This is a genomic window from Oscillibacter sp., from assembly GCF_031978065.1.
Lineage (GTDB): Bacteria > Bacillota > Clostridia > Oscillospirales > Oscillospiraceae > Oscillibacter.
Genome location: NZ_DALZCH010000008.1, coordinates 30738 through 54151 on the forward strand (window position 1 = coordinate 30738; position 23414 = coordinate 54151).

21 protein-coding genes are annotated in these 23414 nt (G+C 55.5%); 16 read left to right on the forward strand and 5 right to left on the reverse strand.

Going from position 1 to position 23414, the window contains the following annotated elements; all coding sequences use genetic code 11:
- The first annotated feature begins 71 nt into the window (after positions 1 to 71).
- Positions 72 to 500 (forward strand): RNHCP domain-containing protein, encoded by a 429-nt coding sequence (locus tag RTK01_RS02315; protein ID WP_312279424.1) that lies wholly within the window; start codon positions 72 to 74, stop codon positions 498 to 500.
- A 233-nt stretch (positions 501 to 733) separates the two neighbouring features.
- Here the strand turns inward: RTK01_RS02315 and RTK01_RS02320 are convergent, their stop codons facing one another.
- Positions 734 to 1441 carry a GntR family transcriptional regulator gene (locus RTK01_RS02320; RefSeq protein ID WP_312279425.1) on the reverse strand — a complete coding sequence of 236 codons (708 nt, stop codon included), beginning with the start codon at positions 1439 to 1441 and terminating at the stop codon, positions 734 to 736.
- Positions 1442 to 1737: 296 nt separating this feature from the next.
- Here RTK01_RS02320 and RTK01_RS02325 point away from each other — a divergent pair, with 296 nt between their 5' ends.
- The 8 genes from RTK01_RS02325 (at position 1738) to RTK01_RS02360 (ending at position 9487) form a co-directional block, all read left to right on the forward strand.
- Entirely contained in the window at positions 1738 to 2838 is a 1101-nt protein-coding gene (locus RTK01_RS02325; RefSeq protein ID WP_312279426.1) for an extracellular solute-binding protein, read from the forward strand.
- A complete protein-coding gene (locus RTK01_RS02330; protein ID WP_312279427.1) occupies positions 2835 to 3974 on the forward strand; it encodes a CaiB/BaiF CoA-transferase family protein in 1140 nt (379 codons plus the stop codon). Before RTK01_RS02325 ends, RTK01_RS02330 begins: the two co-directional genes overlap by 4 nt.
- A gap of 17 nt (positions 3975 to 3991) precedes the next feature.
- Positions 3992 to 5125: a CaiB/BaiF CoA-transferase family protein gene (locus tag RTK01_RS02335; protein WP_312279428.1), complete on the forward strand. Its 1134-nt coding sequence runs from the start codon at positions 3992 to 3994 to the stop codon at positions 5123 to 5125.
- A gap of 29 nt (positions 5126 to 5154) precedes the next feature.
- The gene (locus RTK01_RS02340) at positions 5155 to 5610 is read left to right on the forward strand and encodes a MaoC/PaaZ C-terminal domain-containing protein (RefSeq protein WP_312279429.1); all 456 of its coding nucleotides are present in this window, start codon (positions 5155 to 5157) and stop codon (positions 5608 to 5610) included.
- Between the two features lie 126 nt (positions 5611 to 5736).
- Positions 5737 to 6774 carry a C4-dicarboxylate TRAP transporter substrate-binding protein gene (locus tag RTK01_RS02345; RefSeq protein WP_312279430.1) on the forward strand — a complete coding sequence of 346 codons (1038 nt, stop codon included), beginning with the start codon at positions 5737 to 5739 and terminating at the stop codon, positions 6772 to 6774.
- Positions 6775 to 6933: 159 nt separating this feature from the next.
- Positions 6934 to 7440 (forward strand): TRAP transporter small permease, encoded by a 507-nt coding sequence (locus RTK01_RS02350; RefSeq protein ID WP_312279431.1) that lies wholly within the window; start codon positions 6934 to 6936, stop codon positions 7438 to 7440.
- Positions 7437 to 8720, forward strand: a complete 1284-nt coding sequence (locus RTK01_RS02355) for a TRAP transporter large permease (protein WP_312279432.1) — start codon at positions 7437 to 7439, stop codon at positions 8718 to 8720. The genes RTK01_RS02350 and RTK01_RS02355 overlap by 4 nt, the downstream gene beginning before the upstream one ends.
- Positions 8721 to 8734: 14 nt before the next feature.
- On the forward strand, positions 8735 to 9487 hold the full coding sequence (locus RTK01_RS02360; protein ID WP_312279433.1) for an SDR family oxidoreductase: 753 nt from the start codon (positions 8735 to 8737) through the stop codon (positions 9485 to 9487).
- A gap of 132 nt (positions 9488 to 9619) precedes the next feature.
- Here the strand turns inward: RTK01_RS02360 and RTK01_RS02365 are convergent, their stop codons facing one another.
- From RTK01_RS02365 to RTK01_RS02380, 4 genes are all read right to left on the reverse strand, one after another.
- A complete protein-coding gene (locus tag RTK01_RS02365; protein WP_312279434.1) occupies positions 9620 to 10609 on the reverse strand; it encodes an ABC transporter substrate-binding protein in 990 nt (329 codons plus the stop codon).
- Positions 10606 to 12045: a sensor histidine kinase gene (locus RTK01_RS02370; protein ID WP_312279435.1), complete on the reverse strand. Its 1440-nt coding sequence runs from the start codon at positions 12043 to 12045 to the stop codon at positions 10606 to 10608. The genes RTK01_RS02365 and RTK01_RS02370 overlap by 4 nt, the downstream gene beginning before the upstream one ends.
- A complete protein-coding gene (locus RTK01_RS02375; protein WP_312279436.1) occupies positions 12042 to 13664 on the reverse strand; it encodes a response regulator in 1623 nt (540 codons plus the stop codon). Before RTK01_RS02375 ends, RTK01_RS02370 begins: the two co-directional genes overlap by 4 nt.
- A 103-nt stretch (positions 13665 to 13767) precedes the next feature.
- Positions 13768 to 14838: a GntR family transcriptional regulator gene (locus RTK01_RS02380; RefSeq protein ID WP_312279437.1), complete on the reverse strand. Its 1071-nt coding sequence runs from the start codon at positions 14836 to 14838 to the stop codon at positions 13768 to 13770.
- A 534-nt stretch (positions 14839 to 15372) separates the two neighbouring features.
- On the opposite strand from RTK01_RS02380, the gene RTK01_RS02385 reads away from it, so the two are divergent.
- The 7 genes from RTK01_RS02385 to RTK01_RS02415 all read left to right on the forward strand — a co-directional run.
- Positions 15373 to 16389 (forward strand): ABC transporter substrate-binding protein, encoded by a 1017-nt coding sequence (locus RTK01_RS02385; protein ID WP_312279438.1) that lies wholly within the window; start codon positions 15373 to 15375, stop codon positions 16387 to 16389.
- Between the two features lie 132 nt (positions 16390 to 16521).
- Positions 16522 to 18039: a sugar ABC transporter ATP-binding protein gene (locus RTK01_RS02390; RefSeq protein WP_312279439.1), complete on the forward strand. Its 1518-nt coding sequence runs from the start codon at positions 16522 to 16524 to the stop codon at positions 18037 to 18039.
- The gene (locus RTK01_RS02395) at positions 18036 to 19157 is read left to right on the forward strand and encodes an ABC transporter permease (protein ID WP_312279440.1); all 1122 of its coding nucleotides are present in this window, start codon (positions 18036 to 18038) and stop codon (positions 19155 to 19157) included. Before RTK01_RS02390 ends, RTK01_RS02395 begins: the two co-directional genes overlap by 4 nt.
- A gap of 1 nt (position 19158) precedes the next feature.
- Positions 19159 to 20217, forward strand: coding sequence for an ABC transporter permease subunit (locus RTK01_RS02400; protein WP_312279441.1), 1059 nt, complete (start codon positions 19159 to 19161; stop codon positions 20215 to 20217).
- Between the two features lie 19 nt (positions 20218 to 20236).
- Positions 20237 to 21754, forward strand: coding sequence for an FGGY-family carbohydrate kinase (locus RTK01_RS02405; RefSeq protein ID WP_312279442.1), 1518 nt, complete (start codon positions 20237 to 20239; stop codon positions 21752 to 21754).
- A 17-nt stretch (positions 21755 to 21771) separates the two neighbouring features.
- On the forward strand, positions 21772 to 23238 hold the full coding sequence (gene araA / locus RTK01_RS02410) for an L-arabinose isomerase (protein ID WP_312279443.1): 1467 nt from the start codon (positions 21772 to 21774) through the stop codon (positions 23236 to 23238).
- 12 nt (positions 23239 to 23250) lie between these two features.
- The coding region (locus RTK01_RS02415; protein WP_312279447.1) for a class II aldolase/adducin family protein at positions 23251 to 23414 on the forward strand (164 nt) is incomplete at its 3' end.

A 23414-nucleotide genomic window follows, 5' to 3' on the forward strand; every position in this document is an offset into this window, starting at 1 on the left:
GGAGGTTTGCGACAGATAATCCCGCATTCCTCCCAAAAGGAAGACAATTCACTTTTTGGAGGATATACTTTATGAACCGTGAAAACAAGCGCAGACAATATGAAAAAGGTTATTTTAAAACGCATGCCTGCAACGATGTATTTACCTGCAAGGTCTGCGGAAAGCAGGTTTTTCCGCTGGGTGCCGGGAGCAATCACCGGAATCACTGCCCGAACTGCCTATCCAGTCAGCATGTGGACATTGAGCCGGGGGATCGGGAAGCCGACTGCGGCGGAGTGATGGAGCCTGTGGCTGTCTGGGTGCGCAAGGGCGGCGAATGGGCGGTGATTCACCGATGCCGCGTTTGCGGGGCTCTTTCTTCTAACCGTGTTGCGGCGGATGATAATCCAATGAAGCTTATGAGCATGGCCATGAAGCCTCTGTGTGAGCCGCCGTTTCCGCTGGAACGCATAGAGGAGATGGTGGCCTTAATGGGCGGCGAGGGCGGCTTATTGAAGTGACAAAAAATGGGCAAAGATGCCTGTTGGAAGACGAAATCCCACGGGCGTTGGTGCGGCGTGGAATTATGACTGCACTTATTTTGTATCAATAAAGCAACGGCAGTTCCCCTTGAGAAGTCTCAGGGGGAACTGCCGCTTTTTGTAGGGTGCCACCAGCCTCCAGCATCCGGATAACGCCCGCTGACAGCGGGCGAGTCAAGCCACCCCCGCTGTGGGTGAATGAAGGGCGGTGATTATGAGCTGAACGTAAAATCCTTCACAGAGGCGTCAAAAAAGGCGTTAATCGCTTTGCCTACAGACTTATAGTCGCCCCGCTCAAATTCCAGAGCCACCAGACTCCGTTTTTCAACGGAGCTCTTACGCTCATAGGGGGATTCCAGAATTTTTAGGGCTGCCTCCCGGCGCAGCAGGATAATGGTTTGCATCAGCTTGTAAAACACGTCGTTTCCGCAGTTTTGGGCCACATAAATGTCCAGCCCTTCCAGAAGAGCGTTAAACTTCTCCGGTGTGCAGTCGTCCGCATAGGCCTGCGCCAGCATAGTCACCCGCTTGCGGATATTGATGACGATATCATCCGTTTTCCGATCAAAGCACGAAAGATATACGGCGGTTTCAATCAGACGGCGGGCCTCGTAGACCTCGTGGTAATTGCTGACCTTCTGGCGGAAGAGCCAGACAATCGTCTCTTCCGGCATTTCGTCAATCTGATTGCCCACAAAGGTGCCGCCGCCCGGCTTGATGGTCACAAAGCCGATAAGGGACAGCGCCCGCAGCGCTTCCCGGATGCGGCTTCGTGAAACCTCCAGCATTTGAGAGAGCTCTCTCTCCGGCGGAAGCTTCTCGCCGGGCTTCAGCTCTCCGCTGATAATTTTAGCCGCAAGCTGCTGCATGACCTGTTCGGTTAAAGTAACCTTATTTAAGGATTCAAACTGCACGCTCATACGATTACCCCTATATTTCTGACCTGATTTTCCCAATCAGTATACCATACTGCATATTTTTGTCAAATGGTTCCAAAGGGAGAAAATTGATAATTTGTTTAAAAAATAGGAAGAGTTTTGTCGATGCGCACAAATATTATTTAATATATTGACATGTAATCAATCAAATGATACATTATTTTTGGAACGTGGTACTACCAGAATAACAAAGACCAACTATTTTTGGTATGGAGGAAACAACAGTGCCTATTCATTTGACGGGGATAACGTGGTCCCACAGTCGGGGCTACCCCCCAATGGTTGCAGTTTCACAGCGCTATGAGGAGCTTCATCCCGAGATTCGGATTACATGGGAAAAGCGGTCGCTGGCCAACTTTGAAAGCCAGTCAATTGAGGAGCTGGCCCAGCGGTACGATATGCTGGTGCTGGATCATCCGTGGACGGGGCGGGCGGTGGCGTCCCAAATACTTATTCCGCTGAATGAGTTGCTTCCTCCGGACTTTTTGGAGGATCAAAAGAGGAACAGCATTGGCCCTTCCTATCGCAGCTATACCATGCAGGGGCAGCAAATTGCGCTGGCGATTGACGGGGCGGCTCCGGTGGCGGTTTATCGGCAGGACCTTCTGGAAAAAGCGGGAGGCGGAGTGCCGGAGACTTGGGAGGATGTGCTCTCCCTTGCCAAGGGGCGGGGCGTCATCTTTGCGGGCGGCCCGGTGTATACGATTCTGGATTTCTTCTCCCTGTGCGCGACGATAGCCGGCGGGGATGAAGCCTTGTACGGGGAAGAGGAACTGGTTCCTTATGCCGTTGGAGCGGAAGCGCTGGAGCGCCAACGGGAACTGGCGGCACTGTGCGACCCGGTTCTTTTTGAGATGAATCCGATTCAGGTTTACGAGGAGTTGAGCAGGGCGGACAGCCCTTACCTATATAGTCCTTTCCTTTTCGGCTATGTGAATTATTTCCGTCCGGGCTATGGCGAAAGGGTGCTAAAGGCGGCAAACGTAGTGTCCTATCACGGCACGATGCTGAAAACCACCTTGGGAGGAACGGGTCTGGCGGTTTCCGCCAATGCGAAAAACCGGAAAGAGATTGCGGACTTCTGCCAATACGTGGCTTCAGAGGGGATTCAAAGGACGCTCTTTTTTGACGCGGGCGGACAGCCCGGTTATAAAACCGCATGGGAAGACCGATGGGTGAACGAGCGGTCCAACGGATTCTTTAAAGATACCGCGGACACGCTGGAGCATTGCTCCATTCGGCCGAGATACAACGGATACATGGATTTGCAGAATCAAGGCGGATTCATTGTGCAGGAATATATGAAAACGGGGACCGATGTTAAGGGCGCTTTGGAAAAGCTCAATGCGCTGTATTTGAAGTCCCGGAGAGGAACATGATGAAGCTGCTAGAGGGAGTCATTGTACTTGATTTTTGCCAGTTTTTATCCGGCCCGTCGGCGGCCATGCGGCTGGGAGACTTAGGCGCGAGGGTGATCAAGGTGGAGCGGCCCGGAGTGGGCGACAGCGGACGCCAGCTCACGCTGAATAATCTGACATCCGACGGGGATTCGGTCAATTTCCAGATTATCAACCGGGGCAAGGAGAGCTACGCCGCGGATTTGAAAAATCCGGAGGATATAAAGTCCGTCCGCCGTCTGATTGACCGGGCGGATGTAATGATCTCCAATTTCAGGCCCGGCATTATGGAACGGATGGGACTGGATTACGAAACAGTGCAGAAGACGAATCCCGGAATCGTCTACGGCACGGTGACTGGGTATGGGACGGAGGGCCTTTGGGTGAAAAAGCCCGGACAGGACCTGCTGGCGCAGGTGATATCCGGCGCGGCGTACTTAACGGGGGACCGGGATGACCCGCCTATCGCGCTGGGACTTTCTCTGGCGGACTCCATTACGGGCACCCATCTGGTACAGGGCCTGCTGGCCTGCTTGGTGCGGCGCGGGAAAACCGGAACAGGCGGAAAGGTCGAGGTTTCCCTTCTGGAGTCCATGATGGACCTTCAGTTTGAAAACTTTTCTAATTACCTGAACAGAGATGGGCGGCTTCCCCAGCGCAGCAATCTGGGGAATGCCAACGTGGACCTTGGCGCGCCTTACGGAATCTACAAAACAAAAGACAGCTTTATTGCGGTTTCCATGGGCTCCGTAAAGGCCCTCGGCGCGCTGCTGGACGAGCCGGAGCTGATGGGAGACGACGACCCCATGGAAAAGCGGGACAAGTTGAAGGACATCATTGCCCGGCGGCTTGCAACGGATACCACGGCGCACTGGCTGGATGTGCTGCAAAAAGGAGATTTCTGGTGCGGGGAGATTTACGACTGGGATCGGATGGTGGACTCGGAATTTTTTACGGCACTGGACACGCTGATCGACATTCGCCGCCCTGAGCTGAAGGACTCTATCTGGACCACTAAGTGTCCCATCCGTGTGAACGGAGAACGCGCGGGAAAGGGGACCTTCGCGCCCCGGCTGGGGGCGGATACCGAGAAGCTCAAGCACGAGTTTGGTCTGTGAGGAGGGGATTGAAAGGCATGAAACCACTGGAAGGATTTACGATTTTGGATTTCAGCCAGTTTCTAGCGGGTCCGTTTGCAAGCCTGAGACTGGCAGATATGGGCGCCACCGTCATCAAGGTGGAACGCCCGGGCACCGGGGATTCGTACAGAACCAACTACGGCCCCGCATTGAAATTTAACGGCGATAACGCGAGCTATTATTTTGCAAACCGAAATAAGGAGAGCGTGAGTCTGGACCTGAAAGATCAGGAGCAGCGGGAGAAGCTGATTCCTTTGATACAGTCGGCGGACGCAATGCTCATCAATTTTCGGGCTGATGTGACGGACCGGCTGGGCCTTGACTATGAATCGGTGAAAAAAATCAACCCCTCTATTGTGTATGGAGAAATCACGGGCTATGGACGGGACAATCCGTGGAAGGACCGCCCGGGGCAGGACCTGCTGGTGCAGTGCGCCACGGGGGCCTGTTATCTGAGCGGCAGCGGCCCGGACCCGATTCCCTTCGGCATTTCGGTGGCGGATGAATTCAGCGGAATGTATATGGCGCAGGGTATTCTGGCGGGCCTTTATCGCCGGGGGCGTACAGGGGAGGGCTGCAAAATTGAAACAAGCCTCGCCGAGGCGATGCTGGACATTGAATTTGAAAACTTCGGAGCATACCTGAACAGCGGACGAAAGCTCTCGCCCCGCAGCGAGGTGAACGGCGTGAATCCCTGCCATGGAGCGCCCTATGGAATTTACGCGGCGCAGGGAGGATATCTGGCTCTGGCCATGACCCCGGTGCCGGAACTGGGAAGATTGCTGGGCTGTGAGCCGCTGACCCGGTACACCCAAAAATCGGACTGGTTCGATAAAATGGACGAGATTAAAAGCTTTCTGCGGAACCATCTGGAAACCGGCACGGTGGACCGCTGGCTGCAAATTCTGGAACCTGCCGACATCTGGTGTGCCCGGGTTTATAACTGGGAGGAGCTGCTGGAAACAGAGGGCTTTCAAAGCCTTGAAATGCTTCAGACAGTGGAACGGGAGGACGGCAATTCCTTTGCCACCACCCGCTGCCCTATCCGCATAGACGGCGAAAGGCTGCTGAATGAAAAGTCCGCGCCCGCCATTGGCGCGCAGAACCAAAAGTACGGCGTGGCAAATTGATTAGTTTATCAGAAAAAGGAGAGATATTTATGGACACCATGGCAATCTATTTTGAGGATTTTAATGTCGGAGACACGCACACTACTTATAGCAGAACCATGACGGAGACGGACATTGTGCTCCACGCGGACCTTGGCGACGTATTTCCCCACCACATGGACGTGGAATTTGCGAAAAAGAGTGAGTTCCGCCAGCGCATTGCCCACGGAGCGCTGACCTTCAGTATGGCAGTAGGCATGAAGGCCGCCACCATCAACACCGTGGGCTTTTCTTACGGGTATGACCGCCTGCGCTTTGTAAAACCCGTATTCATCGGAGACACCATCCATGTGGTGGTGACCATCACAGAGAAGCGCGACCATCCCAAACGCCCGGACATGGGGATCGTCGTTGAGCATATGGACGTAATCAACCAGCACGGAGAGGTGGTTTTGATCTGCGACCATCTGACATTGAACGAGCGGCGCACGCCCCTTTCCAAGTAAGCCTGCTGCCGCGGATTTACGCTTCAGTCGTTCCCTCCCGTCCCGCCCCGTCCCCCAGAGCAAGGAACCTATAACCGGCGAAAGCTTCACGCAGCAAGAAAACCTATAAATGAAAGGGAATGGATTATGAAAAGATTTTTGACATTACTGCTTTCTCTGGCAATGACTTTCTCTCTCGCCGCATGCGGGAACAACGGCGCTACATCCACCCCCAATGCGTCCTCCGGCTCCGCGCCCGCCGATGGAGACGGAAAGGTTTACACACTGAAGATGTCCTATACCATTTCTGGAAACGAAACCGTGGCCCAGTGCGCGCAGGCTATGGCCAAAACGGTTACGGAACGGACCAACGGCGGCATTGTTTTTGAAAACTTTCCCGACGGTCAGTTGGCCACGGACACGGACGCGCTGGAACTTTGTGCGCAGGGCGCCAACATCATTTCCTTTGGCACCCCTGACTTTCTGGCGGCATACGTGCCCGACCTCGGCATTCTGGACGGCCCCTTCCTCTTTGCTGCCCCCAGTGAGTTTAAGCTGGTAGACCAGTCCGACTGGATGCAAGATATGCGTGGCAACTTGGAGAGCCAGGGAATCAAAAATCTTGGAATGAGCTGGTATTTTGGCTCCAGAAACCTGATTTATACCGGTGACAAGGGCGTTTCATTGCCTTCGGATTTGAAGGGGATGAAGATTCGCTCCGCCTCTTCTCCCACCCGTGTGGGGATGCTGGAGGCCATGGGCGCTACCGTCACCCAGATGCCTTGGAACGAGGTGTACAGCGCATTGCAGCAGGGCGTGTGCAACGGCTGCGAAGCCCCTCTTTCCACGCTTTACAGTTCCAAAATCTATGAGGTCTGCAAGAATATTACGCTGGACAAGCACATCATGGCCATCTGGAGCGTGAATATGTCCGCCGATTACTTCAACTCCATGCCTGCGGAGTATCAGGCCATTCTTCAGGAGGAAATTAACAATGCGGCACAGGTCACCATTGACAGAGTGACAGTGGACGAGGCGGGGTTCCAGAACATGCTGGAGGACGAGGGCGTTAAGTTCTATGAAGCGGACCACGACGCGTTTGTGGACGCCACAAAGTCCGTCTACGGGAATATCAGCGGCTGGTCCGACGGTCTGTACGACACCGTATCCGCCATCCTGCAATAAGAAGACAGAAAGAACCGGGCGGCGTAGGGCGCGCCGCCGGCAAAGAAACAGAAAAACACGGAAAGCTTCTCATTACATAAATTTGGACCGGGCGGGAATGTCCGCCGGCAGGCCGATTTGCAAGCGGCCTGCCGGCAGGCAAAAAAGGAGTTGGGTGCTATGAAATTATTTAGGTGGATCGGCGATCATATCTTGGAGACGGTTTCCGGAGCCGTGTTTGTCATCATGATCTCAGTGGTTTTTTTCAATGTAATCCTGCGATTTACTACGGGCCGCTCTCTTGTGTGGAGCGAAGAAGTTGCTGCAATCGGCTTTATCTGGACAATTTTTATTGGGGCGGCAGTCTGCTGCAAGGAGCGGGGCGGCCTGATCAGCGTGGATATCTTAATCAATCTGTTTCCTTCCAAAATCAATAAGACGGCTACGCTGATTATTGATATCGCGCAGGTTATGATCTGCGCCATGATGTGCGTGCTGGGTTGGAAATTTGCCATGAGTGCGGCCAACAAGGTGTCGCTGAGCCTTCATGTCCCCTACACGGTTTACGACATTCCCATTGCAATCAGTTTTGCGTTTATGACTTACTATACGGCAAAGCGTGTGGCGGAAGATATCAAGGCATTCAAAACCGCCGCCGCAGAGAATGAGGGGGAAGACGCCGAATGAACTTTATGCCGCTGATTATTTTGTTGGTCCTCTTTTGTCTGAATATTCCCATCGCGTATTCGCTGATGGTGTCCGTGCTTTACTATTTCATGTTTTGCAACACAACGCTGGCGCCCTTTATGATTTTTCAGAAGATGGTGGCACAGGGCGAATCTTTTACCCTGCTGGCAGTCCCGTTTTTTGTCTCCGTAGGTGTTATTATGAATTACTCGGGCATTGCCACGCGCCTGATGAATGTGGCCGACATGCTCACCGGACGCATGGTGGGCGGTCTGGCGCAGTCCAATGTGGTTCTTAGCGCGCTGATGGGCGGCGTTTCCGGATCGGCAAACGCCGACGCGGCCATGCAGTCTAAGATGCTGGTTCCGGAAATGACCAAACGGGGCTACAGCAAGGGCTTTTCTGCCGGTGTCACGGCCGCATCCTCAATCCTCACGCCCATTATCCCGCCGGGCATCTGCCTGATTCTCTATGCCAGCCTTGCCAACGTGTCCGTTGCGAAGATGTTTCTGGCCGGGTACGGTCCGGGTGTCTTCCTGATGATCTGCCTGATGGTCACGGTGCATTTTGTCTCTAAAAAGAAAGGCTATCTGGGAACCAGAACCACAAAGGTGAAGCTGGCGGACGCTTTGCGCACGCTTCGGGATGCGTTTTGGGCACTGCTGATTCCTCTGGGAATCATTATGGGCCTGCGGATGGGTGTATTTACAGCCACAGAGGCGGGGGCAATCTGCGTGTTCTACTGCGTTTTTGTAGGTGTTTTTATCTATAAAGAGCTGAAGATCAGCATGTTTCCCCAAATTATCAAGGAATGTGTTGTCAGCACGGCGGGCGTGATGCTGATTATCAGCGCGGCGGCCTCCTTCGGAAACTACATGAGCTGGGAGCAGATTCCCACCAAGCTCTCCGAGGTTCTGCTGTCCATCACAACCAACAAATATGTGATGCTGTTGCTTGTAAACCTGTTTTTGCTGGTGGTGGGAATGTTTTTGGAGGGGACCGCGTCCCTGATTATTCTCACGCCGCTGCTGGTGCCTACCATGGTTGCGCTGGGCGTGGACCCGATTCTCTTCGGAATCGTCATGTGCGTCAACGTCACGCTGGGCGGTATCACGCCCCCGTTTGGAACGCTGATGTTTTTGACCTGCTCCATTATTAAAATAGGCATAGACAGATTTTTGAAGGAGTCGTGGATGCTGATTCTCGCCATGATTATCGGACTGCTCGCAATTACCTACATTCCACCCATCACACTGCTGCTGCCACGGCTGCTGGGGTAAGGAACGGTGCGGTGATGTTTGACTTAACAGGGAAAAAGGCGATTGTCACCGGGGCTTCGCGTACAACGGGCCTGTGCTTTGCACAGGCTCGTGCCTTGCGGGAGGCCGGGGCAAGCGTCGTCCTGCTGGGCGGTTCGCTCAAAAATCTGGAAGCTCTGCGCGCCGGTTTGAAAGAGCCTGGTTATTTCGTCGTGGACGGCGACCTGACCGACCAAACGTCAAGGGAGTCCGCTTTTCACAGGGCGATTGCGCTGCTGGGCGGCTCACTGGACATTCTGGTCAATGGGGCCGGGACCCAATTCCGCTGCCCCGCGGAGGAATTTCCTCCGGAGCAGTGGGAGCGCCTGCTTGCAATCAATCTGTCCGCCATGTTCTATCTGTCGCAACTGGCGGGGCGGGTAATGCTGGCCCAGGGGTCAGGTAAAATTATTAACATCGCTTCCATGACTTCCTTTTTTGGCGGGCAGAATGTGGCGGCCTATTCTGCCAGTAAGGGCGGAGTTGTTCAGTTGACGAAGGCGCTGTCCAACGAATGGATGCCCCACGGAATCAACGTGAATGCCATCGCGCCGGGGTATATGGAGACGGAGTTAAGCCATGACCTCATGGTCAGCGAGGCCGGTGCGCGGATTACCGGGCGCATTCCCGCAGGGCGCTGGGGCAGGGGAGAGGATATGAAGGGCACAACCGTTTTTTTGGCCTCTGCCGCTTCAGATTATCTCTCGGGGAACGTCATTCAGGTGGACGGCGGATTTCTATGCAGCTAGGAGCAGCCTGCGGAAGCGGGCGTTGATTACATCCGGAGAAAAGCAGAAAGGACAGAGATATAATCTCTGTCCTTTCTGCTTTTTAAAGCGTTCTTCGGCGGCTTGAATCGACTCCAAAGAAAGCTGCTGAACTCAGTATAGCCGCGCGGCAATCAATTCCTCCGTCAGCGTTTCTTTAGTAAAGGAACGCTCTTCGATATAGTGCTCTTTTTCGGGGGTGCCGCCAGCCTCCAGAATCCGGATGACGCCCGCTGTCAGCGGGCCCAGCAGGGGATTGCACTCAACCGCCAGAGAGATTTTCCCGTTCAGGCACTGGGTAAGGCAGTTGCGGGTGGCGTCAAACGAGATGACGGCGATGCCGCCTTCGCCGCAAGTATATCCAGCTTCTTCCAGCGCTTGAATGGCGCCGAACGCCTCGTTGTCATTTTCACAGTAGACCACATCAATCTCCGGAGGAACTTCTTGTTCGGACAGGTATTGTTTCACTTGTTCATAGGTCTTTGCCTGCGTGAAATCCCCGTCCAGCCGGGCTTGCAGCGTCCAGTCAGCGTGGCTTTCCAAGGCCTGCTCCAGCGCCGCCGTGCGGCCAATCTGGGCGGTGGAGCCCATTGTTCCCTGAATATGAATGATATTCAAAGTTTCCTTTCCTCCGGAGCGGGCGTAGTCCTCCAGCCAGGCGACTGCTTTTTCCCCCTCCATGCGGAAATTGGACCCCACATGGGCGATAAAAAGCGTTTCATCCTTCACGTCCACCATCCGATCAGCCACAATCACGGGAATTCCGGCGTCTTTGGCCTCCTGAAGCACGGAATCCCAGCCGGTTTCCCGCAGGGGCAACAGCACGATATAGTCCACCTTTTGCTGAATGAATTTGCGGATAGCGGTGATCTGGTTTTCCTGCTTTTGCTTGGCGTCCTCAAACAGAAGGCGATAGCCGCTGCTCTCGGTGAAAACCGCTTTCATGGATTCGGAGTTGGCCACCCGCCAGTCGGATTCGGCCCCCACCTGAGAAATGCCCACGACAATCAAAGCATCCTCAGGCGCGGGAGAAGGCGTTTGTCCGGCGCAGCCGGACAAAATCACCGCCGAAATCAACGCGGGCAGTATCCATCGTATCTTCATGGCGTGCTTTCCTCCTGCAAAAAGCGTTTCGGAATCCGAACTGTCACGGTGGTGCCGATTCCTTCACGGCTGGTAAGCGTCAGCCCGTAGCCCGGGCCGAAAAACAGCCGGATGCGCTCGTGCACCGTGGAGAGGCCGAATCCAACCCGCTCTCCCCGGGCCATAGCCTGACGCAGTTCCTCCAGCCGCTGGGGCGGAATCCCCACGCCGTCATCCGTCACCTGAAGCACCACGTCGCCGTCCTCCGCCCGGCCCACCACATAGATGTGGCCCAGCCCCCGCTTCATTTTGATCCCGTGATAGAGGGCGTTTTCCACCAGCGGCTGCAGCGTCAGCTTTGGAATCAGAAATTCCCCCAGCTCCGGGGCAATGTTGACGGTGTAATGCAGAATATCCTTATAGCGCACCTGTTGGATTTGGAGGTAGCTGCAAACATGGCGGCCCTCCTCCTGCAAGGAGATGACGTCCCGGCCCTTGCTCAGGGAATGGCGGAAAAAGTCGGAGAGATTGGAAACCATCTCCACCGCCTCCTGCGTCTTGTCCGCTTCGATGAGCCAGATGATGGTATCCATGGTATTGTACAAAAAGTGAGGGTTAATCTGAGATTGAAGCAGCGCCAGCTCCGTTCGCCGCAGCGTGGCCTGCTTTTGTGTGTTCTCCCGGATTTGGGCGTTGAGACGGCTTACCATTTGCTCCACGCCCACGCTGAGGGTCTGAATCTCGTACATTTCGGACTGCACCGGCGTGTGGGCGTTTAAGTCCCCCGTGCTGATGGCCTCCACCCGGTCGCACAGATTTACAATCGGCCCCGTGATGGATTGCCCCAGACGGAAGCTTCGCCGAGTGGAAAGCAGCACCAGAGCGATGATGAGAACCGTCACAAGCACAACCTCCACGAAAATCTGGTGAGAAAATTGCGTTTGCAGGGTATTCAGATAAACTGCTTCATGATAGAGGTAGGTATACATATATTCCTGAATTAGGGCGGTGAGTACATAGATGTTGTTTTCAAGTTGGGCCTGCCGCTCGTCATAGCTTCGGATTGTCTCAATCTGAAAAATCTTTTCCTCCAGATTTTCACACAGGTCCAGTACGCTGGAAATTGCGAGACGGCTTTCCTTCTGCGTGGTGGTGCGTAGAAGGCTTCGGGCCAGAAGCTGGGCGTTCTCCACCTCTCCGATGGGAAGACCTTCGGAATACTGGCTTTCAATGACATAGTAGTACATCTTGAGGTCGATGGTTTCCTTGAAATCCTGATTGAACTCCGAAGCCGTGGTCACGTTGTGCAAAAGACCCTCGTAGTGCCGGTTGTAGGCTGTGAGCAGCCCCAAGATAGCCGCCAGTATCACGATGGCGGGCATGGCGAAGGACACCAGAAGTCGGCGCATGTTGCTCTGGACCGAAAGCGATTGGTCCTCACGGGCAAACAGCTTCATGGCCTGCCCCTCCCGGCGCGATAGTCCCGGGGGGTGCAACCCTGCGCTTTTTTGAAGAGGAAGCTGAAATAGTGGGGGTCCTTGTACCCCACTTCAAACGCGATTTCTCCGGAGCGCTTCGCGGTGGAACGCAGCAGCTCCCGTGCCTTTTCCATCCGCTTTTCCGTCAGGTATTCCGTCAGGGTACAGCCCATCTCCTGACTGAATACGGCGGAGAGATAGTTGGGGCTGATATTGACCTGCTGGGCCACCCGGTTCAGCGAAAGCTCGTTTTCCATATAGTGCTGGTCCAGATAACGGACCGCCTGCTGCAAAAGACCCTGGTACTGGCGGTTGGAGGTTTTGTCCCGCAGGTCCGCCGCGGCGATTAAAACCTCGCGCAGGTATTCTTTCAGTTCCTCCGCTGTGACGTTCCGGCCCACCAGTTCCAGACAGCCGAGACTGTCTAAAAACGTCTCTTGGTTGCAGCCCAGCGTCTGGGCGTACTCTGCGGCGGTGAAGCGGGCGCTCAGCATGAGGTACTGGCAAAAGGGCTTTGATTCAAGGGCCTCCGCTATGCCGCCCAGATACTCGTCCACAAAATTGGGGATTTCCTCCACACCGGCGCTGCGCATTACCCCCAGCAAAATAGAAGGATTGACCTTGGCTGCGTCCAGCCGCGTCAAATTGCCGTCGCCGCCGGTACCGACAAAAAAGTCCACGGTGTCCTTCGTCAGAACGTGCCGCTCCGGTACAATGTGCCGGTACGCCCACAGACGGGACACCTCTTCAAAGCAGGCGGGCAGCGTGCTGAGCCGTTGTGTGGGGGTTCCTACCGCCACATACCAGCTCATTTCGGAAGGGCCTGACTCATATAGGCCCTGAACGGTGCCGATGCACCGCCGTATATAGTCCGGCATCCGGGAGGTGTCCCCCTTGAGCAGCACGGCGTAGGTGGTCAGATTCCAGCGCAGGAGGGTATATTCCGGATATTTCAAAAAATGCTCCAGCAGCGCGTCCCGAATCTGCGTCCCCGGCTCTGAGTACTGTTCTGCTTCCCCCGGCTTTTCCGGCAGGATTGAGAAAAAGGCAATGGTATAGCACTGGGCCCGCAGGTCCAGATCCAGCCGGTCGGCCTGCTCGTAAATCTGCTGGATGGAGAGCTGCCCAGCCACCACTTGCTCAAAAAAGCGGCGGCGGGCGTACTGCTCGTATTCCTGTGCCTCCACATGAAACTGGGTCAGGTAGCCGCCCTGAACCCACTCGCTCTCAATCTTTTCGCGGATATGCTCCAGTACCTCCAAAAGCTTGCTTTTGGTAACGGGCTTGAGCAAAAACTGCTCCACGCCGATGTCGATGGCCTGATGGGCATACTCAAAGTCGTCATAGCCGGAGATAATGATGACCTTTGTTTTCGGCAGCTCGCTGAGCACCAGCTTGCTTAGGGCCAGACCGTCCATAAAGGGCATCCGGATATCGGTAATCAGCACGTCCGGCTTTGTCTGGCGGATCATGGGCAGGGCAAGCTCGCCGTCGCCGGCTTCCCCCGCAAACGTATATCCATACTGCCCCCAAGGCACCGTGTCCCGCAGAGTCTCGCGGATGATGCTCTCGTCCTCCACCAAAAATACGCGCAGCAAAACGGTCCCTCCCCCCAGACGGTCTCCGCCGCCTTTTTTAACAGAATACCATATTCGCCGGAAAACTTCCATCGCGGTTTCAAAATTCAAGATTTGGTCGAGCTTAGCTGCTGGAGCGCTCTATCAGTTCCCAACCCAGCGCATGAGAGGAGCCGCCCAAGCCCTGAAACATATGAATCAACTGCTCGGCGGCGACATGCCCCATCTTGTTGTTCCTGTGGCACAGGGAGGTGATGGGCGTGGAGCCGATCTGGCTGTAATAGCTGTTGTCAAAGCTGACCACTGCCATATCCTGCGGAACTCTGATCTTCATGGAGAGCAGCGCCTGCACCAGCAGGTGGGCGATTTCATCGTTATAGCAGATGACTGCCGTGGAGGCAGAGGCTTGCGGCTCCAAAAGGTGACGGAGCAATTGTGGATCGCGTTGGTCCAGCAGCACTGTCCGGTCGTGGGTATCATACCAGCGAAAGCTGTCGTCACGGATGGGAAGGCCTGCGTCACGCAGGGCGCAGACTACGCCATGGTAGCGCTGAGGACCTTGAATATCGTCGCTTTTAAAGATTCCGGCAATGTTTTTATGCCCTTTTCCGATGAGATAACGGGCCAACTGATAGCCGCCGCCGTAATTGTCGTCGGAGACGCAGGGGACGCCAGCCAATTCGGCATAGGCGCCGTGAAGAAAGACGATAGGGATGTCCGCCTGACGCAGCTTTTCATACAAATCAATGTTGGGGCTGGGCAAGGCTGTTTTCGCGCCCTCCACCAAAATTCCCCGTACCGGCTCTAAAAGCAGCTTGCATAGGATTTCCCGTTCCCGCATGACTTCATTCTCCGTGGAGAACACCAGCGTGGAATAACCCTCCTGCGCAAAAACGGTCTGCGCATCATGGAGCACCGTCGGGAAAATGTAGTCGTCCAGAAAAGATGTAATCACCGCAACCTGACGGAAGACAATATCAACCGGTTTTCCGGTGCCATAGATGCCGCTGCCCTGCCGGGTCGCCACCAGCCCCGCCTCCGCCAGTAGCTGAATCGCGTGCCGGACGGTCGGGCGGCTCATCCGATATCGCCGGGCCAGCTCTGCTTCCGTGGGAAATTTGTAGCCGCCTGAAATGCCCCCGCGGAGCAGCTCCTCTCGCAGGATGCCGGCTAAAATACTGTACTTTGACGCCATTGTATCCACCTCTGTCTCTGTGATCAATAGTTTGATTATACCAGAGTTACCATAATATAGCTAAAAAATTAAGTTAATTTTTTTGGGATTTTCGCAATATGCCCAAAACAAATTTTGAAACTTATCCCATCTTTGTACAAGAAATTGGACATGCAGACCATAAAATAATCCACTTTTCAAAAGGAAGTTCCCGCCATCAGGCATGAAATGGGCAAGTATGTATACCCTCTGCTGCTTGTGAGGACATGGCTGGAATCATAAAATTTTAAACAAATACATAGTTAGACCGTAAAATATTAAACAAAAACCCCGAGAAAAGCAATGCTTTTTTTAAACTTGTACGTAGCTTTTTAATTTTTGTGAAATTTGTTTTGTTTATGCATACAAATATGGTGAAATAGTACAAGCGCATATTGACTTTATGACTAGAATCAGGTTTAATGCAGACAAGAAAGCCTGACGGAGGAAGGAAGTACTTCCGGATGACGGTTCTCGTATCACACCAAACGTGATGAATGAAAGTGAGGATGAAACATGAAAAAGTTGCTTAGTCTTGCATTGTCTCTCTGCATGGTTCTCGCTCTGGCCGCCTGTGGCGGCAACGGCAGCGCTCCCGCCGGGAGTGCCGGTTCCGCCGGAAGCGCCTCCTCCGCCCCCGAGGGCGGCAGCGACCTGATCAAAGTCGGTATCATCAACAACGACCCCAACGAATCCGGCTACCGCACCGCCAATGATAAGGATATGAAGGCCACCTTTACCGAGGCCAACGGCTATGAGGCTTCCTTCGCGTACAGCCTGAAAAATGACGAGCAGATTGCCGCCGCTCAGAAGTTCATTCAGGACGAGGTGGATTATCTGCTGATCTCCGCGGCAGGCACCTCCGGCTGGGATTCCGTCCTGCAGGATGCGCAGACCGCCGGTATTCAGGTCATCCTGTTCGACCGTACCATTGACGCGGATGAGAGCCTGTATGTGGCTTCCATCGTCTCCGACATGGCCAAGGAAGGCCAGACCGCCGTGGATTGGCTGGCTGGCCAGAAGCTGGATACATATAACGTCATCCATATCCAGGGTGTGATGGGCTCCGCTGCTCAGATCGGGCGCACCGGCGCATTGGACGCGATAGTGGCCGCCAACGACAACTGGAACATGATTACCCAGCAGACCGCCGAGTGGAACGCGGAAACCGCACAGCAGATCGTGCAGTCCGTCATCGACTCCGGCAAGTCCTTCAACGTCATCTATGCCGAGAATGACGACATGGCCAAGGGCGCCGTGGCCGCGCTGGACAAGGCCAACATCTCTCACGGTGTGAACGGTGACGTCATCGTCATGGGCTTCGACTGCAACAAGTGGGCTCTTGAAGAGCTGCTGGCCGGGAACTGGAACTATGACGGACAGTGCAATCCGTTCCAGGCTTCCTACATCAACGACATTATCCATGAGATGGAGAAGGGCAACGCCCCCGCCGAGAAGGTTGTCATCATGGACGAGAAGGGCTTTGACGCCTCCACCATCACGCAGGCCGACGTGGATACCTACGGTATCTAAGCTCTGACAGCGTTAAATCTCAAATAAACCCGGGCGCGCGGTACGGCATATTTGGATGCTTGATCCTTGTATCCGCGCCGCGCGCCCCTTTTATTTTCAAGTATCTCATCCTTGACTGGAGGCGAAGAAGCTATGCAAGAGGGCGCCGTATTGGAACTGCGCGGTATCTGCAAGAATTTTCCGGGCGTACGCGCCCTGCAGGATGTGGACTTTACCCTGCGCGAGGGAGAAATCCATGCTCTGATGGGCGAAAACGGTGCGGGAAAATCCACATTGATCAAGGTCCTTACGGGTGTGTATCCGAAAGACGAGGGGACCATTTACATTCGGGGGTACGACGGCCCCGCCGTCATTAAATCCCCGCAGGACGCGCAGGAAATGGGCATCAGCACGGTCTATCAGGAAATTACCCTCTGCCCCAACCTGACCGTGGCGGAGAACATGTACATCGGGCGGACAAAGGGTTCGCTGACAAACTGGAAAAAGATCAACCGGGACGCGGGGGAAATTTTAAACACACTGGGCATCCCGGCAAGTCCCACGCAGCAGCTTGCAAGTTGCTCCATTGCCGTGCAGCAGATGGTGGCCATCGCCCGTGCGGTGGATATGGAGTGCAAGGTGCTGATTCTGGACGAACCAACCTCCTCTCTGGACGAGCAGGAGGTCACCAAGCTCTTTAATCTGATGATAAACTTGAAATCCAAGGGCGTGGGAATTGTCTTCGTCACCCACTTTTTGGATCAGGTATACGAGGTCTGCGACCGGATTACCGTCCTGCGGGACGGACAGTTGGTCGGAGAATATGTCATAGAGGATCTGCCCAGAGTTCTGCTGGTTTCCAAAATGCTGGGCAAGGAACTGAACGATCTGGACGGCGTGAGCAAAGCGGAGACGCAGGTCGCATACGACGCGGACGGCGCCTGTGTGATGGAGGCTGTTCAGCTTGCCAGCACGGCGGGAATCAACCCCTTCGATTTCTCCATTCAAAAGGGCGAGGTCAACGGGTTTACGGGCCTTTTGGGCTCTGGCCGCAGCGAGTGCGTCCGGGCGCTGTTCGGCGCGGACCGGGCGACCGGCGGCACGCTATCCATGAACGGAAAAAAGGTGCGGATTTCAAAGCCCTTGGACGCCATGAAGCACGGTATCGGCTATCTGCCCGAGGACCGCAAACGGGACGGTGTCGTGGGCGATCTGTCCGTCCGGGACAATATTATTCTGGCCCTTCAGGTGATGAAGGGGTTCTTCCACCCCTTTACCCGGGCGCAGGCGGAGGCATTTGCCGATGAGTACATCAAGCTGCTGGACATTAAGACGGCTTCCGCCGATACGCCGGTGAAGTCCCTTTCTGGCGGGAATCAGCAAAAGGTCATTTTGGCCCGCTGGCTGCTGACCAATCCGGTGTTCTTGATTCTTGACGAGCCCACCCGGGGCATTGATATCGGCACCAAGCTGGAAATTCAAAAGCTGGTGCTGAAGCTGGCGGCGCAGGGCAAGAGCGTCACCTTCATCTCCTCGGAAATCGACGAGATGCTGCGCACCTGCTCCCGCCTGATCGTGATGCGTGACCGCAAGGTGGTAGGCGAACTGACCGGGGATGACCTGACACAGAACAAGATCATGACGACCATCGCCGGAGGTGAGAATCCATGACAACATCTACAAAAACACCCGTTCAGGCCCCGCCGCAGCGCGTGAAAACGGGCTCGCTGCTCTCCCGCCTGACTCGGCATCAAATCTTTATCCCCATTGCGGCGCTGCTGATTCTGGTGGTATTCAATTTGATTGCCGACCCGTCCTTTTTCGCCATTTCATTGGACCACAACAGCGCCGGGAATCCGGTTCTGTCGGGATATCTCATCACGATTTTAGACAATGCCTCCGAGCTGGTAATCCTCGCCATCGGCATGACGCTGGTGACGGCCGCCTCCGGCGGACAGGACATCAGCGTGGGTGCGGCCATTGCCATCGGCGGCAGCGTGGTGCTGCGGGTGCTGTGCGGGACGGACTCCCGGCCGGAGGTGCTCCACGCACCCATTATCGTGGCCTTTCTCGTGTGCTGCCTTGTTTCCATGCTTTTCGGCGCGTTCAACGGCGTGCTGGTGGCCTATTTTAAAATTCAGCCCATGGTGGCAACGCTGATTTTGTTTACGGCGGGCCGCTCCATCGCCGCATGGATCAACAACAACGAGCTTCCCATTATCAGCGACGCGACCTTCGGCTATTTTGGAAACTTTATTCCCGGCATTCCAATCCCTACGCCGGTCTTTATCGCCGCTGTCTGTATGCTGATCATTGCAGCCGCATTGAAATTTACGAATCTGGGGCTGTATACCCAGTCAGTGGGCATCAACGCCCATTCCTCCCGGCTCAACGGGATTGACCCCGCCTTCATCAAGTTTATCACCTATGTGATTATGGGGCTTTGCGTGGCGGTGGCGGGCTTTATCAAGGTCAGCCGCTTTTCCACCATCAACTACTCCGTGGTGGCCAAGGATATCGAGATGGACGCGATTTTGGCGGTGGCTTTGGGCGGCAGCGCCCTCAGCGGCGGCAAATTCAACATGACCGCGTCCATTCTGGGCGCGTATGTCATTCAGTTTCTTACCACCACGCTGTTCAAGTTCAACGTGGTGTCCAGCGCGCTGCCGGCGTATAAGGCCGTGGTGGTCATCCTGCTGGTGGTTTTGAGCGCCCCTGTGGTCCGGGAGAGGCTGGGAATTCTCGCCAAGAAATTCTCGCCTGCCAAACCGGCAAAGGAGGTGGGTTAATATGCCGACCGCAAACATTGTGACGGCGGGGAAAACGCCCCGGCTGAAAAGCCGCGGAGGCATTTCCGACACGAACCTGCTTCTAATGATCACCGTCTCCGTATTCATCGCCATGTACATTTGCGCGATTTTGTTTCTGGGCTCCGGCTTTTTGAAGCCCCAGACCTTTTTCAACATCCTCAATGAAAATGCCAGCCTCATTATTCTCTCCTGCGGCATGAGCATCGTCATGATTACCGGGGGAATCGACATCTCCGTGGGTACGCTGACGGCGCTGGTGTGCATGAGCTGCGCCGTCCATCTGGACTATCAGGGCGGCAGCGTGCTCACGTCGCTTCTGCTGGCGCTGGGTATCGGTCTGGCGTTCGGTGTTGGTCAGGGCTTTTTGATTGCCTATCTGGAGATTCAGCCCTTTATCGTCACTCTGGCGGGCATGTTTTTCGCCAAAGGGATGACCACCATCGTCAACGCCACCCAGTTCAATGTGGAAAATGAAGCGTTTCGGGCGCTGAAGGCCACCCGGCTCTATGTGCCGGGCATGGGCTCTGTCAACAAGCTGGGCGCTTACGTGCCCGCTTATGTGGAGATCGGCGTGGTGGTGGCGGTGGTCACGGCAATCCTGCTGTTCTGCCTGCTGCGCTGGACCAGACTGGGCCGCAATTTTTACGCTGTGGGCGGCAACACCCAAAGCGCCAACATGCTGGGCATCAACGTCAAGCGCACCAAGTTTATGGCCTACCTGCTCTGCGGCCTGCTGGCGGGCATCGGCGGCTTTGTGTACTTCCTCCATGTTGGCTCCGGCTCGCCTTCCCACGCCAGCGGCGCGGAAATGAACGCCATTGCTTCCTCCATTATCGGCGGCACCATGCTGACCGGCGGCGTGGGAAACATTGCGGGCACGTTTTTCGGCGTGCTGTCTCTGAGCACCATCAAGAATATCGTCTCCTCTCTGGGGCTGGACGAGGCGTGGTGGACCAACATTACCGTGGCGGCCATGATCTGCCTGTTCCTGGTGATTCAAAGCGTGGTTCTCCTGCGCAAAAACAAGAGCAAGCAGTAAGCGGAAGGAGCTTGTGCGTATGAACACATTTCTTGGCATCGAGCTGGGTTCCACCCGCATTAAGGCGGTGTCTGTGAACACGGCCTGCGTCCCCGTTTTCTCTGGGGATTACACATGGAAAAGTCGCTATGAAAACGGCGTCTGGACATATCCTCTGGAAGAGGTCTGGACAGGGCTGAAGGCGGCGCTGGGCGGCATTCAGGACCGCCGACAGGTGCAGGCCATGGGTGTTTCCGCCATGATGCACGGCTATCTGGCTTTTGACCAGAACTGGAAGCTGCTCACGCCCTTCCGCACATGGCAGAACACCATGACCGCGCAGGCGGCGGAGGAATTGACGGCGCTTTTTGACTTCAACATTCCCCAGCGCTGGAGCATTGCCCACCTGTATCAGGCCGTATTGAACGGGGAGCCCCATGTGGAGCGGATTGCCCATATCACCACGCTGGCCGGGTATGTCCACTTTATGCTCACCGGCGTCAACGCCGTGGGCATTGGCGAGGCCAGCGGAATGTTTCCCATTGACAGCTCTGTTCACAATTACAACGAAGAGATGCTTCAAAAATTTGAGAAGCTCACAGCGGAGCAGCCTTGGAGCATCCGGGACCTGCTGCCTCGCGTGCTGCCCGCCGGAACGCTCGCCGGTGAGCTAACCGAAGAGGGCGCCCGCCTGCTGGACGGATTGCTTTCTCCGGGGATTCCCTTTGCCCCCCCCGAGGGGGACGCGGGAACCGGCATGGCGGCCACCAACGCCGTGGCCCCCCGCACCGGCAATGTTTCCGCCGGTACGTCCATTTTTTCCATGGTAGTTCTGGAAAAGCCGCTTTCCAAGGTTTATCCGGAAATCGATATGGTCACCACCCCCGCGGGCGCGCCTGTGGCCATGGTCCATTGCAACAACTGCACGGGCGATATGAACGCGTGGGCAGGTATACTGGGGGAGACTGCGGAGCTTTTCGGCGCGTCGGTTTCCACCGGAGAGCTTTTTACAAAGCTCTATCAGAAAAGTCTGGAGGGGGACCCGGACTGCGGCGGCGTGCTGACCTACAACTATCTGGCGGGAGAGGGCGTCACCCATCTGGATGCGGGGCGGCCCTTGGTAGTCCGCCGTCCGGACAGCACCTTCACCTTAGCTAACTTTCTCCGCTCTCAGCTTTACGCCACCATGGCCACCCTGAAAATCGGCATGGACATTCTGGCATCTGAGGGCGTGATGATCGACACCTTGACGGGACATGGAGGCCTTTTCAAGACCCCGGTGGTAGGGCAGCGGTATTTGGCTGCCGCCAGCAACGCCCCCGTCACCTGTATGGAAACCGCTGGGGAGGGCGGACCTTACGGGATGGCGCTGCTGGCGGCCTATCTCCATAACGGGCAGGGACGAACGCTGGTGGAATTTTTGGCCCGGGATGTCTTCGAGGGAATCCCCGGCTCCGTTCAGAAGCCCGACGAGAAGGACATAATCGGCTTTCGCAGCTATCTTGAGCGGTTTCGCGTGGGCCTTGCAGTAGAGCGCACCGCGGTGAGCCATTTGTAAAAGGAGAACATAATACGATGAAACAATATGAATTTTGGTTTGTGGTGGGCAGCCAGTCTCTGTACGGGCCCGAGGTTTTGGAAACCGTGGATGCCCGCGCCGCTGAGATGGCGGCGGAGCTGAGCCGGGTGCTACCGTACCCTCTGGTCTATAAGCTTACCGCCAAGACCAACCGGGAGATTGCCGATGTGGTCAAGGAGGCCAATTACGACGACCGCTGCGCCGGTGTCGTCACTTGGTGCCACACCTTCAGCCCCTCTAAAATGTGGATCAACGGCTTTGTGGATCTGCAAAAGCCTTATTGCCATTTTGCCACCCAGTATAACCGGGAGATTCCCAATGAAGAGATCAACATGGACTTTATGAACCTGAATCAGGCCGCCCACGGCGACCGGGAGCACGGCTTCATTGCCGCCCGGCTGCGTATGCCCCGCAAGGTGATTGCGGGCCACTGGCAGGACGAAGCCGTGCGGGAACGGATGGGAAGCTGGATGAAGTCCGCTGTGGGCGTTGCTGTCTCCAAGGGGCTGAAGGTGATGCGCTTTGGGGACAACATGCGGGAGGTAGCTGTCACCGAGGGTGACAAGGTGGAGGTGCAGGCAAAGCTTGGCTGGCAGGTGAATACTTGGGCCGTGGGCGATCTTGTACAGGTGATGAACGCCGTCACCGACAAAGAGATCGACGCGCAGATGGCCGTTTATGAGAGCCGGTACACCATGGCCACCGACGACATGGACCTCGTGCGCTATCAGGCCCGGGAAGAAATCGCCATCCGAAAGATGCTGGATGCGGAGGGCTGCATGGCCTTTTCCAACACATTTCAGGACCTTTACGGCATGGAGCAACTTCCGGGTCTTGCCTCCCAGCACTTGATGGCTCAAGGCTATGGCTACGGCGGCGAGGGCGACTGGAAGGTGGCCGCTATGACCGCCATTTTAAAGGCCATGGGCGAAAACGGAAACGGCGCGTCTTTGTTCATGGAGGATTATACCTATCATCTGGTGGAGGGGCAGGAATATAGTCTGGGCGCGCATATGCTGGAGGTCTGTCCCTGCTGTGCCGCGGAAAAGCCCCGTATTGAAACCCACCATCTTGGCATCGGCATGAATGAGAAGGACCCGGCCCGGCTGGTTTTCGAGGGCAAGGCAGGGGACGCCATCGTGGTCAGCCTTGTGGACATGGGGGGCCGTCTGCGCCTGATTTGTCAGGATATTCACTGCGTCAAGCCGATTCTGCCCATGCCCAATCTGCCGGTTGCCCGGGTTATGTGGCAGGCCGAACCGTCACTTACCACCGGCGTGGAGTGCTGGATTACCGCCGGGGGCGCACACCACACGGTGCTCAGTTACGACGTGACCGCAGGGCAGATGAAGGACTGGTGCGCCATGATGGACATTGAGTTTGTCCATATCGGGAAGGACACCACGGTGGAACGGCTGGAACACGACCTATTCCTCAGCGATCTGGCCTGGAAGTTGAAGTAAGGAGCTGAAAGTATGCTGGAAGCACTGAAACAGCAGGTGCTGGAGGCCAACCTCCTCCTGCCGGAACACCATTTGGTGACCTTCACATGGGGCAATGTCTCCGGCATCGACCGGAGCCGGGGCCTGATGGTCATTAAGCCCTCCGGCGTGGAGTACGGCGAGATGAAAGCGGAGGA